This window comes from Streptococcus sp. HMSC070B10 (assembly GCF_001808665.1).
Classification (GTDB): Bacteria; Bacillota; Bacilli; order Lactobacillales; family Streptococcaceae; genus Streptococcus.
On record NZ_KV794152.1, the window covers coordinates 512,064 to 525,575 of the forward strand.

At 38.2% G+C, this 13,512-nt stretch carries 16 protein-coding genes and 1 pseudogene; 1 reads left to right on the forward strand and 16 read right to left on the reverse strand.

What is annotated here, in order from left to right:
* The 16 genes and pseudogenes from HMPREF2613_RS04125 to HMPREF2613_RS04200 form a co-directional block, all read right to left on the reverse strand.
* Positions 1–266: pseudogene (locus HMPREF2613_RS04125) on the reverse strand (CPBP family intramembrane glutamate endopeptidase); the annotation flags it as partial.
* A gap of 167 nt (positions 267–433) precedes the next feature.
* Positions 434–775 carry a GntR family transcriptional regulator gene (locus tag HMPREF2613_RS04130; RefSeq protein WP_070479192.1) on the reverse strand — a complete coding sequence of 114 codons (342 nt, stop codon included), beginning with the start codon at positions 773–775 and terminating at the stop codon, positions 434–436.
* Complete coding sequence (locus HMPREF2613_RS04135; RefSeq protein ID WP_070479194.1) at positions 772–993, reverse strand: DUF1648 domain-containing protein; 222 nt, start codon at positions 991–993, stop codon at positions 772–774. The genes HMPREF2613_RS04130 and HMPREF2613_RS04135 overlap by 4 nt, the downstream gene beginning before the upstream one ends.
* A gap of 18 nt (positions 994–1,011) precedes the next feature.
* Positions 1,012–2,571, reverse strand: coding sequence for a putative ABC transporter permease subunit (locus HMPREF2613_RS04140; protein ID WP_070479196.1), 1,560 nt, complete (start codon positions 2,569–2,571; stop codon positions 1,012–1,014).
* On the reverse strand, positions 2,564–3,274 hold the full coding sequence (locus tag HMPREF2613_RS04145; protein WP_070479198.1) for an ABC transporter ATP-binding protein: 711 nt from the start codon (positions 3,272–3,274) through the stop codon (positions 2,564–2,566). Before HMPREF2613_RS04145 ends, HMPREF2613_RS04140 begins: the two co-directional genes overlap by 8 nt.
* Positions 3,275–3,382: 108 nt before the next feature.
* The gene (locus HMPREF2613_RS04150; RefSeq protein WP_070479200.1) at positions 3,383–4,000 is read right to left on the reverse strand and encodes a TetR/AcrR family transcriptional regulator; all 618 of its coding nucleotides are present in this window, start codon (positions 3,998–4,000) and stop codon (positions 3,383–3,385) included.
* Positions 4,001–4,196: 196 nt separating this feature from the next.
* The gene (gene rlmD / locus HMPREF2613_RS04155; protein WP_070479203.1) at positions 4,197–5,555 is read right to left on the reverse strand and encodes a 23S rRNA (uracil(1939)-C(5))-methyltransferase RlmD; all 1,359 of its coding nucleotides are present in this window, start codon (positions 5,553–5,555) and stop codon (positions 4,197–4,199) included.
* Between the two features lie 73 nt (positions 5,556–5,628).
* Positions 5,629–6,603, reverse strand: a complete 975-nt coding sequence (locus HMPREF2613_RS04160; RefSeq protein ID WP_070479205.1) for a DUF1002 domain-containing protein — start codon at positions 6,601–6,603, stop codon at positions 5,629–5,631.
* 73 nt (positions 6,604–6,676) lie between these two features.
* Positions 6,677–7,291 (reverse strand): cell wall hydrolase Pmp23, encoded by a 615-nt coding sequence (gene pmp23 / locus HMPREF2613_RS04165; RefSeq protein ID WP_061589707.1) that lies wholly within the window; start codon positions 7,289–7,291, stop codon positions 6,677–6,679.
* Positions 7,291–8,265 (reverse strand): nucleoid-associated protein, encoded by a 975-nt coding sequence (locus HMPREF2613_RS04170; RefSeq protein WP_049487157.1) that lies wholly within the window; start codon positions 8,263–8,265, stop codon positions 7,291–7,293. Before HMPREF2613_RS04170 ends, pmp23 begins: the two co-directional genes overlap by 1 nt.
* Before the next feature lie 7 nt (positions 8,266–8,272).
* Positions 8,273–9,529, reverse strand: a complete 1,257-nt coding sequence (gene glyA / locus HMPREF2613_RS04175) for a serine hydroxymethyltransferase (RefSeq protein ID WP_070479207.1) — start codon at positions 9,527–9,529, stop codon at positions 8,273–8,275.
* A 49-nt stretch (positions 9,530–9,578) separates the two neighbouring features.
* A complete protein-coding gene (locus tag HMPREF2613_RS04180; protein ID WP_070479210.1) occupies positions 9,579–10,010 on the reverse strand; it encodes a GNAT family N-acetyltransferase in 432 nt (143 codons plus the stop codon).
* Between the two features lies 1 nt (position 10,011).
* Positions 10,012–10,614, reverse strand: coding sequence for an L-threonylcarbamoyladenylate synthase (locus HMPREF2613_RS04185; RefSeq protein ID WP_070479213.1), 603 nt, complete (start codon positions 10,612–10,614; stop codon positions 10,012–10,014).
* Positions 10,598–11,434 (reverse strand): peptide chain release factor N(5)-glutamine methyltransferase, encoded by an 837-nt coding sequence (gene prmC / locus HMPREF2613_RS04190; RefSeq protein WP_070479216.1) that lies wholly within the window; start codon positions 11,432–11,434, stop codon positions 10,598–10,600. The genes HMPREF2613_RS04185 and prmC overlap by 17 nt, the downstream gene beginning before the upstream one ends.
* Positions 11,434–12,513 (reverse strand): peptide chain release factor 1, encoded by a 1,080-nt coding sequence (gene prfA / locus HMPREF2613_RS04195; protein WP_001028815.1) that lies wholly within the window; start codon positions 12,511–12,513, stop codon positions 11,434–11,436. Before prfA ends, prmC begins: the two co-directional genes overlap by 1 nt.
* Complete coding sequence (locus tag HMPREF2613_RS04200) at positions 12,510–13,100, reverse strand: thymidine kinase (protein ID WP_020901348.1); 591 nt, start codon at positions 13,098–13,100, stop codon at positions 12,510–12,512. Before HMPREF2613_RS04200 ends, prfA begins: the two co-directional genes overlap by 4 nt.
* 123 nt (positions 13,101–13,223) lie before the next feature.
* On the opposite strand from HMPREF2613_RS04200, the gene HMPREF2613_RS04205 reads away from it, so the two are divergent.
* Positions 13,224–13,406, forward strand: coding sequence for a 4-oxalocrotonate tautomerase (locus HMPREF2613_RS04205; RefSeq protein WP_023947717.1), 183 nt, complete (start codon positions 13,224–13,226; stop codon positions 13,404–13,406).
* The last annotated feature ends 106 nt before the right edge of the window (positions 13,407–13,512 follow it).

Below are 13,512 nucleotides of genomic sequence, written 5' to 3' on the forward strand. Positions count from 1 at the left end.
AACAAATGAATAATGAAATAAATACTACTATTTTTTCTTTTATTAAATACAAAATGTTTAAATTTTATATTATTACTTTTCAAATAAAAGCCACTTGCAATAGCTGGACCAAGTGCACCTACTATATGTAACATTCTCCCTATAAATGTTTCTAATCCCAAAATATGAGATTGAGTAAATATGGCAAGAAGTCCCCAAGCTATATAAGTAATTCCAAATGTACAATAAAGATAATTTTTTAAATTCTTTTTGTCAATTTCTGTCATTTTATCTTCCTTATTTTTATTATTTTATATGTAATATTTGTTACTGCTTCTTAGTTGCTCTAGATTATAACTACCTATATTCTATCATAAAAACACAAAAAAAGCCTTACAATCAAGGCTTTTCTATACTTTCACAAAAATCCTAATAAATTTCCATTCAACTTCTTCTAAGCATCTTTTCTAAAAAATAAATTGACAATCTCATCTTCTGAAAAGCCTAGCTCACCTAGTTTTTCAAACAAAATTTTCACTAGCTTGTTAGATTCTTGATATCTTAACTCCTTTATTTCTTGCTCGCTTGCTATGACAAAATATCCTAATGTTCCACAGCTAATAATCAAATTCTGTTCTTCGAGAACTTTCATTGCTTTTTGGACAGTTGCCGGATTACACTTCTCGTTTTCTGCTAATCTCCTTATTGAAGGAATTTGTTGTTCAGATGCATAATCACCTCTTAAAATAGTCGTTCTTAATTTTGATGCAATTTGTAAATATAGATGGTGTTTCATTTAATCTTTTTATTTTCACTTTTCCTAACAAACTTCCAATATGCAGAATAGGGGATGACTGTAGCTAGTAGAAGATAGTATTTATTTGCAAACATATCTGCTTCTCCTTTTGCATTGAAATGAATCGGAACTTTTTCTGGGAGAAATCTACAAATAACAACTATTATAGCTAGCATTACTAATAACACCAAAATATCTTTTATCAGTCTGTTTTTCATCTTATTTTTCTCCTTTAACTAGATAAAATTTTTCTTGCTTATTGTTAAATAAACACCCATTGTAATAACCAATAAAACTACTGATACTAACTGTAAAACAAATATAATCGGAAGATTAAACAGCCAATTAATCAAAAGTGGCGTAATAAGCGCAATCATACCAATAATTCCAGTTACAATAACAGGAAGACTTTGTTTGACAACTATCATCTCACTGTCCCAATCATAGTTAGGATATTTTTTATTTAATGCAATTCCGATTACAGTTATAAAAAAGGAGTAACATATAGGAACAATAATTAGGTTCGTGACTTGAATGAGATTCATATCTAGTTTTAGCACAAATACAGATACAGAAATCATATATCCAATCAAATGAAGTGTAAGATTAACAGCTATCTTAGCATTTAAAATCATTCTTACCTCAACCGGAGAACTTTTCAAAATCCAAATATTTTTACCCTCTAAAGACATAGATGAAGCTGCCGGGCAACTCAGAGAGAGCATAGATGCAATAAATAATGGAGCAAAATTTGAGAGATATTCATTTATATTTTCTATTCCTGAAGACTCTCCTATTTGTTCTATAGAATTAAAAAGCAAAAATATACTAAAAACACATAAAAGTATTACACCGAGGCCTGCATTCAAGACTGCCATATAAGAACTTAAAAATCGTCCAAGCTCTTTTTGATACAAGGCAAAAAATACCGATTTTCTTTCATAAGATACTTTGTCATTAGCATATCTTGATTTTGTATTGGCAAGTGTATTAAGTAGTCCATACTTCAACGAAGCAATTTTGACAAATAGATAAAAGACGACTATTGAAAGAACTATATAAAATCCCATCCCATAGTACATTGGAAAATTGTAGTATGACATAAATAGTCTAGAAATTGGATACAGTCCAGTAATTTGCTTAGCCAGAGTAACCCCAATACTACTTTCATCACCTGATTGCAAAGCTGATAATGCAAAATATCCAATTATACCTAACATCGCAAATGAAAAAATAAGAGAGATAACATTTTTCCTTTTAAAAAAAGATGAAGCGACAACAATAACGAGTCCCATGCATGTCGCTATACACATGGGAATCAAAGGGGCAAAAATTATAGAAGTAAAATACAATATAATCTGTAGGAGATTTAAACTTCCGTTCAAGCCCCATACAATTCCACCCGGAAGCATAAACATCAAGCCTATTAAAAAATTCAATAAGTACATAAACATGAACTTGCTGGTGATAATATACGAACTTTTAACAGGTAAGGATAGGAGAATTTTCATATCTCGACTGCCAAATAAAATGCCATTCGAATAAAAGACAGTCAAAAATAATATTGAAAAACTTGATACAGAGACCATATATGCTGGTATCAAGTCCTGCTGTCCGACGTGTACCAATGTTTTCGCTGTTAGTATATTATAAACAAAGCAAAATAAGGAAAGAGTTATTATGCCAAAACTCGCAATAGCAATTGAACTTTGTTTTTTATTTCCTGAATCTCTAATCTCGTTAATAGGAAAGAAATTTATTAATTGTGCTTTAATTAGTATCCAAATGTTACTCATCGTCCTGCACCTCCATGAAAAATGCTTCCAATGATTCATCACCTTTGACATCTCCTGTATTACCACTTGCAACTAACTTTCCATTTTTGATAATAGCAATCTTATTACATAATTTTTCTGCAACGTCCAATACATGGGTTGAAAAGAAAATAGCGCCTCCATCTGAAACACACTCATGCATAATTTTCTTTAGTAGGAAAGTTGCTTTGGGATCCAGCCCAACAAAGGGTTCATCTAAAATCAACAGTTTGGGAGAATGTACAAGTGCAGAAATAATGGCTGTTCGTTGCTTCATACCATGTGAATATGAAGAAATAATCCCCGAAAGATGCTCAGTCATATCAAATAAATCACCGTATTTTTGGATTCTCTCCCTGCGTATTTTTGTAGGAATTTCAAACAGATCAGCAATAAAATTAATATATTGAAGTCCTGTCATATGTTCATACAAATCTGGATTATCTGGGATATACGCCATCATTTTTTTACAAATAACAGGTTCTTCTTTAATAGAATGACCGTTGATAATTATACTTCCGTCTTCAAAATCATGGATACCAACAACTGCCTTTATCGTTGATGTTTTTCCCGCACCATTTGCCCCAATAAAACCATAAATATCTCCAGGCTGTACTGAAATAGACAGGTTATCCACAACCTTCTTATCTCCATAACTTTTACTAAAATTCTTTATCTCTAACATATTTTCGTCTCCATTGACAATTTGTCAGTAATATTTTGAAATAATACCGATAGCTTGTTTTGATTTAGCTATCGGTACGTAGTTCTCTTTACAAATATTCTATCTTTTTTAATTGCTAAAGAGTCCTTTTGTATTTAGATTTTGTTCCAGCATTATCTTAAATGCATTCAAGTAATCTTTGACAGGTTCTTTCTTTGAAGTTTTTATACCTATGTTATTTGAAACAAAAACATAGGCTGTCATCAGAAATTCTGCTGTTTCTGATGGATATTTTACAGAAAATACTTTTTCTGAGATGCCTTGATTTATTATCCTCTCAAAATATATAGTCAGTTTTTCAATGAGCTTATGAGATAACTTATCTAACATATAACGATTTTCTTCAAGATCAACCGTCTTTTGTAACTCAGTTCCTTCCGCTGAAACGTTATCTGTAGAGATTATTGTGGCATCTATAAAGGCTCTAATTTTTTCAATAGCAGTTTTGTCGTCATCATTGACAATCACATGAATATCTCTCAATAATTTCTCTGAATAACGTTCCACAAGATAATACAGAATATCTTCTTTGTTCTTAAAGTGATAGTATAACAAACCTCGTGATATATTTACCTTATCGACTATATCCTGAGTTGTTGTGTTCGCATATCCTTTCTCCATAAAGAGGAGCATAGCAGCATCCATAATCTCAGCCCGTCGAATTTCCGGATCTTTTACATCTCGCATTTTATTCCTCCTGATTATAAATCATACTACTTTACTGACAAATTGTCAATTATAAAATTACCTTTTTGAGGATACCAAAAAAACCTTGACACCAAGGCTTTTTCGTCAACATTTTTTCTAAGCTCGTACAAGCAGTGATGCTGCCTCAACATGATGCGTCTGCGGGACTAAAAAGGTTTGGGGAACCTTTTGAGGATTAACTACGTTTCTCTAACAAACTTACACATTCGACATGGTGCGTTTGAGGAAAAAGATCCACCGGCTGGACTTTCTTCAACTCATATCCCAATTCTTGGTAGAGTTTGATATCACGCGCCATAGTAGCGACATTGCAGGAGATATAGGCGATGCGGTCTGCTCCTGTTTGACTACTTGCCTTGATAAAGCTTTCGTTTAAGCCCTTGCGTGGAGGATCAACCAAAATAACGGTTGGTTGAATTCCTTCCTTGAGCCAATTCTTCATAGCATTTTCAGCTGTGTCACAGACATAGTGGGCGTTTGAAATATTGTTCAGCTGAGCATTCTTTTTGCTATTCTCAACCGCTTCTGAAATCACTTCAACACCGTAGACTTCCTTGACGTATTTCGCAACAGAGAGGCCAATTGTTCCTATACCAGAATAGGCATCGATGACCACATCATCTTCTTTTAATTTAGCAAAGTCAATGGCTGTCTGATAGAGTTTCTCAGCCATTTGAGTATTGACTTGGTAAAAAGCGGGTCCAGCGATTTGGTAGTCATTTCCCAACATCTGGTCAGTGATAAAGTCTTGTCCATAAAGGGTGCGCCATTCCTTACCAAAAATCGCATTGGTGTTCTGGTCGTTGATATTCTGCATGACAGATACAATCTCTGGAAACTGCTTGATTAGTTGTTCAATCAATTGGTCGACACGAAAAATTTTGGGACGAGTTGTTACTAAAATGACCATAATTTGTCCTGAATAATGTCCGCGACGAACCACAATATTCCGAATCAAGCCAGCTTGTTCCTTTTCATCATAAGGTTTCAAATCATAACGACGGAGCAAGTCGCGTAGGGCTACAACTACCTCATCAATCACAGGATCTTGGATAAAAAAATCTTCCAGTGGCATGAGGTCATGGGAATTCTTACGGAAAAATCCTGTTTCCAAGAGACCATTGACTCGACGAACAGGCACCTGCGCCTTGTTGCGGTACTTGACTGGATTTTCCATACCTAAAGTTTCAGGAACCTCTACATCAGCAATTCCAGCAATCTTATATAGACTGTCCTTAACTTGCTTGGTTTTAAATTTGAGCTGTTCTGGATAGGCAAGATGACCTAAATCCGCGATTCCTGAACGCAGGTAAGCCAAATCTAGATCTTGATTACGGTATGGTGATTGGACAAGGTATTCTTCAACTTTCCCAAAACCAATCTTTTTATTGACCTTGAGGACACGCATGAGGATTTTTTCACTCGGTAAAGCATTCTCGACAAAAAAGACCAAACCATCAACCTTGGCAACTCCTGCCCCTTCATGGGTCAAGTCGACAATTTCAACTTCTACAATATCATTTTTCTTTAACATTCTCTTCTCTTTCTATTGGCCGATAAAAAAGACGGCAACGTTACGGTTACCATCTATTATACCATGAAATTTCTTAAGAACCAAAACTCTTGAAGAAGTTGACAATGGCTTGCCAGAGGGAGCTTAAGAAGTTCCCGCCATCCTCTAGCGCCTTATCCGCATCAAAGTTAAGGTTAATATTTTTAAAACTGTCGCCAGCTTGTGATACGATGCTTTGTTTAAGGTCATTCAAAGTTTTAGTGAAGTCTGCATTGCTGAGGATATCACTCTTTGAGAGATTCAAAGCAAAATTGATGATGATATTGATTTGGTTTCCTGTTATAACCTGATCGAGTTTGTAATTTTTTAAGGTATCTTCAACGATTTTGCGGACATCTTCCTCTGTCAGATTTCCCTTACTTTCTTTAGCTTTGGCAAGTCCTGACTTGATATCGGCTAGGGCAACGTTTAATTTATTAGCATCATAGTCAGTTTTATCCTTGTTTTCAGCATTGATATCTGACAAAGCCTTCAACTCTTCTTGAGCCAACTCTTTGTTGGCTTGTGGCACCTTGGCTCCATTAGCTTCAAGTGAATAGTAAATCCCTGCTAAGGCACTCTCACCTGTAACTGGAATGGGGGCTGCTACAGTGATTTTGGCGTGTTCCACACCCAAAGTTACGGCCGCATTGCGGTACATATCCTGCGTCACCTTAGTGATGTTTTCTGGTGTTTCAATCTTAACCTCAAGTGGCGACTTGTCACCGAGCTTTTGGATCTTGGCTGATGAATACAACTGTAAACTAGAGTCATTGGCCACATTCATGATTTTAGAATAGACATCAGGTGTCATAGTCTTGAGTTCTTTTGTGTCAGATGAGGCATTGTAGCCTAATTTTTTTAAAGTTTGATTTTTTTGGTCTTCAGACAATGAAGAACCTAGGACATATTCAGGTTGGACATAGGTTTCATCGATAACTTTTTGAACATCTGTTGCTGCATGGGCGCTATTCAAAGCTGTTACTGCCCACAAGACCGCAGCACTGGTCAGAAAGAGTTTCTTTCTCATAGGGAATTCCCTCCTTTACCTTTCTAGAGTAATATATCTATCTTAAAGAAAACTTATATCAAAAACACCTGGACTAGCCAGATGTCGAAAAGAGAGTGAAAGTTTTAATGATGTAAAGGTTGAGTTGCACCTGTCTAGAATAATAATAGTTTCCTCCATTTACATAGAGTTCGGCTCCATGAAAAATGGAAATGGGATGAACATAACTATAAGTCTTTCCAGTGGTATTGCCAAGCAAGGGAGCAACGGTCTCACGAGAGTACTGTTTGGCCAGAGCCAAGGTATTTTCCTTGCCATTTTGGGCGATAAAATCGATATAGGCAGGTCCAAAATTATAGGCTTGAACAGCCGTCCAGACATCCACCCCCTTCTTCTGAGCCAGATAGAGATTGTCTGTCAGAGTTTGAACGCCTTGTCGAATGCTAGAGGCATTATCATTGATGGTATTGGTGGAACCACTTGCAGACTCACTAGACTGCATAACATCGCCTTCTTTTCCTTTTGTTTCGGTATAAATCATAGCGAGCACAAGCTCTTCGTTTGCTGGGGTGTCTTTTTCACTCAAGATTTCTCGCACCATGGGTTGATAGGTCATGACTTGTTTGACATCCTGGTGAACGCGATAAGCTTTATAGCCAGCAAAAAGGAAGACTGCTAGTACAAGCACTCTTCGAATTCGTTTAAACATTATTTACTTTGGATATCCTCGATATTTTTGATTAAGATAGAGTAGGTTCCATTGTCGTTTTGGATAAACTCAACAGACTCGGCGTCTTGATAGACGTTATTGGGAACGATGAGCTCAATTCCATTTGACAAGGAGAGTTTTTGGTTTTCAAATTTCTTTAATTGGCGACTGGCATCAATTTCATCAAATTGAACAGGCTCTGGTACAGCTTCCTTGACTTGATCAATAAAGCTCAAACGAGCCGTCAGATTGTTGTCAAAAAGGTCGTTAGCCAATTTCTCAGGAGATAATTCATTGCTTTCTTCTAAGTTATTGAAAATCGCTGATTTGACCTTAGATTGAAATTGAAAATCATCTGTATTAAAAGATTCAGCAATTCTCTGGGCCGTTTTTTCCAGTTCTTTGATAGATTTCTTGGGTGAAATCTTAGGAGCAACAGCAAGAAGATTATCTGAAAAATAGTTCAAAAAAGTCCCGTTGTACTTGATTCGTTTTTCAATCAGATGGTACTTGCGACTCTGAAGATTGACCACCAAGGCCTCATCAGCACCCGTTCCAAATCCAGGCAGGTTATTCTGAGTCAGCTTGATTGGATTATCAACTTCTCCTCCGAGGTGGGTCAAAGTCTCCCTCAGGGAAATTCGTAAGAAAGCAAAATGTTCTACACCTTCTTTAGAAAATTGCACAAAAATCAAGTCATTGGTCTTGAGATTTTCGGAAATGCTGAACTCCTCTTTCCAGAGATTAGCCAGTGTTACTGATGTCTCCAACAAATCGTCTGTGATGTGATTGAAGAAGGGATTTTCTTCCTCGAAAATCCCAGTCTTGGCTTCATCTGAATACACACGTTCAATTTTTTTCCGCAGGTATTCTTCGATTTTTGGAGTGATATTGAGAAACTTATCCGCTAGAAACAGCTCGGTATCATCCGGGCTAAACTGATGGATAATGGCTTTCTTAATATAAATGTCCATAAAAGTTTTAGTCCTCGTATAATGGGAAGGCATCTGTCAATGCTTTGACATCGCTTCTCACTTCTTCTAAGACAGCTTCATTTCCTGCATTCTTAAGGGTTTTAATGATAAGTTCAGCCACTTTGCGACTTTCTTCTTCACCAAATCCACGTGCAGTAATAGCTGCTGCTCCGATACGAATACCACTTGTCTTGAATGGTGACAAGCTTTCGTAAGGGATTGAGTTTTTATTTAGGGTAATATTGACTTCATCCAGCAAGTTTTGAGCAACTTTGCCGTTTTCTACAACCTTAGTCACATCCACTAGGAAGAGGTGGTTTTCAGTTCCGCCAGAAATGATACGGAAATCAGGGTCTTGCGAGAAGACATCCGCCATAGTCTTGCTGTTCTTGATAACATTGGTAGCATATTCCTTGAAAGCTGGATCCAAAACTTCTTTGAAAGAAACAGCTTTAGCTGCTACAACATGCTCCAAAGGACCACCCTGAATACCTGGGAAAATAGCTGAATTGATTTTCTTAGCAAGTTCTTCGTCATTAGTCAAAATCAAACCACCACGAGGTCCACGAAGGGTTTTGTGAGTCGTTGTTGTAGTGATATGAGCGTATGGCACTGGACTTGGGTGAAGACCAGCAGCAACCAAACCAGCGATATGGGCCATGTCTACCATGAGCTTCGCCCCAACAGCATCCGCAATTTCACGGAATTTTGAAAAGTCGATAATTTGAGAATAGGCTGAAGCACCAGCTACGATTAATTTTGGTTTTACTTCTTGGGCTTGTTTCAAGATAGCATCAAAATCCAAGAGTTCCGTTTCAGGATCCACACTATAAGAAACAAAGTTGTAGGTTTGACCTGAGAAGCTAACAGGAGCCCCATGAGTCAAGTGTCCACCTGCTGCCAAATCCATCCCCATAACGGTATCACCAGGCTCAATCAAGGCCATGTAAGCCGCACAGTTGGCTTGGCTTCCAGAGTGAGGTTGGACATTAGCAAATTTAGCACCGAAAATTTCTTTTGCGCGTTCAATAGCTAGAGATTCCACCACGTCTACTACATCTGTTCCACCATAATAACGGCGTCCTGGGTAACCTTCAGCGTATTTATTCGTCAAGATAGACCCTTGAGCTGCCATAACTGCCTTGGAAACCACGTTTTCCGAAGCGATCAACTCAATGTTGTTTTGTTGGCGTTCCTCTTCTTTGGCAATAGCATTCCAGAGATCAGCATCATATGCTTTAAAATCGTCTTTGTCAAAAATCATAGGTCTTCTCCTTTATAGTGTGACAGGTCCTTTAGTTTAAGAAAATAAACTAAAAGATGCGAATAAACCGTTTCTGCATTTTATCACAAGTATAACCAACTTTTTCATAAAATGCATGAGCACCCAGACGATGATCTGCAGAGTTTAAGCGGATAAACCCATAATCACGTCTTTTTGCTTCTTCTTCCAACCCTTGTAATAAGCTTTTACCAATACCTTGACCTTGCGCGTGAGGTAAAACTGCTAAAGCTAAAATATTAAATCCTGCTTTAGAATAAAGTGATTCATAGACCTCAGCGTGTACATATCCAAGCAAGGCATGACTAGCTGCATCCTCATAGCCAAGTAGGAAATGATGAGAATCCTGAGCCAGTCTAGCTAGTTGGCTAGCCGTTTCCCCTGGACTAAAAGAGTAGCCCAAAGCCTCTTGGTTAATGTCACATATAGCTTTCACATCAGTTTCTCTTAAATTTCTTAGCATCTCATTCCTCCTCAAAAGAAATCTCTGGCAACTGAGCAAGAATATCATCTCGCTTAATCGCCCCTTGGCGTAAGATTTTAACCTTGTCTCCAGATAAGTCCAAAATAGTTGAATCCTGTCCAGTTAGAAAAGCATCGTCTTCCAAACCCAGAACATCTTGGTCAAAATCCTCTAGAATCTGACTAAAGGTCACTCCACTTGCCTGACCTGAGATATTGGCAGACGGTCCAATCAAGGGCCCCGTCTCTCGAATCAAATCAAGGGTAATGGGATGACTCGGCATCCGAAATCCAACAGTTGCAAGGCCAGAATTGACCCAATAGGGAACTCGGTCATTGGCTTCGAGGATAATGGTCAAGGGACCTGGTAAAAAGGTCTCTACAAGTTTTTGTAGATAAGTTGGCTGATTCTTTGAAAAGTTCAAGATATCCTCTAAAGAGGCGATATTGAGATTAAGCGCCTTGTCTCTGGGACGACGTTTAATCTGGTATACATGATTAACTGCTTTTTCGTCTAGAGCCTTGGCAAAAAGACCGTAAACCGTCTCTGTAGGTAGAACGACAGCTCCACCATTTTCCAACTCTTGTTTAATCCTGTCCATCATCAACCACGACCATCCTATCTTGACCAAATTGGTCCTTAAGTGTTCTTACACGTTTTTCAGGAAGATGCTTCCTAAAAAGTTCAGGAACACTTTGACCTTGCTTGTATCCAATTTCAAGGTAAATTTTACCACCATCTTTGAGATAGTCTTTTGCATCTTCCGCAATTCTACGGTAAATAGCTAGGCCATCCTCGTCTGCAAAGAGGGCTAGATGTGGCTCCGAATGCAAAACATTCAAACCGACCTCTGACTCATCTTCACGAGAGATATAGGGTGGATTGGATACAATTATATCATATTTTTCAGAAATTTCTGCAAAACAATCAGATTTTTTGAAAAATATATTAAGTTTTTGATTTTTAGCATTCTCGGACGCAAGGTTAAGAGCTTCTTGGGAAATATCTGCTGCTGTCACTGACCAATCTGGTCTATTTTTTGCTAAGGCTAGAGCAATAGCTCCACTACCTGTTCCAATATCCAGAACTGAAAGATTCGTCTCAGGATTTTCAGCCAGGATAAGCTCTACCAACTCCTCTGTTTCTGGACGAGGGATCAATACTCGCTCATCAACTTTTAACTGCATTCCATAAAAATCTGCCTGTCCAATGATGTACTGTGCCGGTTTATGAGCTGCTAACTGTTGGAAAATTCCTTTTACAAATACTTCTTCCTCTTCCGTCACTTCCTGCTGGAGGGCAAAAACGAAATCTGTAAAAGATAGATTTTTCAGGCTACGATAGACAAAAGAGAGGCTTTCAGCTTCCTCTCCTTGTCTTATCAACTCTTCCTCAAAATCTGAAAATAATTGAGCTAATTTCATTATTTATTTAATTCTTCTAATTTTTGTGTTTGGTCATAAAGAACCAAGGCATCCACAACTTCATCCAATTTACCAGACAAAATGGTATCTAGTTTTTGGAGGGTTAAGCCGATACGGTGATCTGTGACACGGTTTTGTGGGAAGTTATAAGTACGAATCCGTTCTGAACGGTCACCAGTACCGATTGTCGACTTACGCTCAGCGTCTTGTTCATCCTGAGCAATTTGTGCAAAGTGGTCAGCAACACGCGCACGAATAATCTTCATAGCCTTCTCACGGTTCTTCTGCTGGGTACGTTCTTCCTGCATCTCAACCTTGATATTGGTTGGCAAGTGAACGATACGAACAGCAGTCGCAACCTTATTGACGTTCTGTCCACCAGCACCAGATGCGTGGTAGATATCAACACGAAGGTCTTTTGGATCAATATCATATTCTACTTCTTCGACTTCTGGCATAACCAAAACTGTCGCTGTAGAGGTGTGGACACGGCCTTGGCTTTCCGTCACAGGGACACGTTGTACACGATGAGCACCTGACTCATACTTGAGTTTAGAGTAAACAGACTGACCTGAAACCATGGCAACGACTTCTTTGAAACCACCGACACCGTTCATAGAAGCTTCCATGACTTCAAAGCGCCAGCCTTGGGCTTCTGCATACTTTTGGTACATAGTTAGAAGGTCTCCGGCGAAAAGTGCAGCTTCGTCACCACCAGCTGCTCCACGAATTTCAAGGATGATGTTCTTGTCATCGTTTGGATCCTTTGGAAGGAGCAAAATTTTGAGTTTTTCTTCGTATTCTTCTTTTTCAGCCTTGGCATCTTTTAGCTCTTGCTTGGCCATTTCTTCCAAGTCAGCATCTCCACCTGATTCCTTAATCATCTCTTCAGCATCAACGATGTTTTGAAGGACTTGTTTGTACTCACGGTAGGCTGTTACTGTGTCACGAGTTGAAGCCTCTTCTTTTGAAAGCTCCATAAAACGTTTGGTGTCTGAAACGACATCTGGGTCACTGAGCAACTCTCCTAATTCTTCATAACGGTCTTCTACAGCTTGTAGTTGATCATAGATGTTCATTTTTCTTCATTCTCCTTATTGATTTCAGGGGCAAAATAATGTTTACGGCAAACTGAGATATAGGTTTCATTACCACCGATCTGAATCTGTTCTCCATCATAAACGGGCAGTCCATCCTGTGTACGCAACACCATAGTCGCCTTTTTCTTACAATACTGGCAAATGGTCTTAATCTCATCAATCTTATCTGCTAATAGCAAGAGATACTTGGAACCTTCGAACAGTTCATTGCGAAAATCATTTTTCAAACCAAAAGCCATGACGGGTATATCTAACTCATCAACAACACGAGCTAGGTCGTAAACATGGTGACGCTTAAGAAACTGGGCCTCATCAACTAACACACAGTATGGTTTTTCAGATAGGTCTCGGATATAGCCGAAGATATCAGTTGTTTCCTCAATCGCAATGGCAGGGCGTTTCATACCGATCCGACTCGACACATAGCCAATACCGTCACGAGTATCAAGAGCTGATGTCATAATCACAACACCCTTTCCTTGCTCCTCATAGTTATAGGCCACCTTGAGAATCTCAATGGTCTTACCAGAGTTCATGGTCCCATAACGATAATACAACTGTGCCATGTTTCTTGCTTCACGTCCATTTCTAAATTTTTGCTACATTCTAGTATATCATAATTTTCTTAAGCTTTAAATGGCAAAATGTGGTAAAATAGAAGAAATCAAAAACTAGTGGAGGAAGCTATTATGCCATTTGTACGCATCGATTTATTTGAAGGACGCACGCTCGAGCAAAAGAAAGCTCTTGCTAAGGAAGTAACGGAAGCCGTTGTCCGTAACACTGGAGCACCTCAATCTGCTGTTCATGTCATCATCAACGACATGCCAGAAGGAACCTACTTCCCTCAAGGTAAAATGCGCACCAAATAATCTAGCTTAAGCAGAATTGCTTAGGCTTTTTCAATCTCCAAGTAGCATCCATTGAAGAAATAACCTAAATTTGTTACAATTTGAAAGGATACTTGGAAAAATTTCC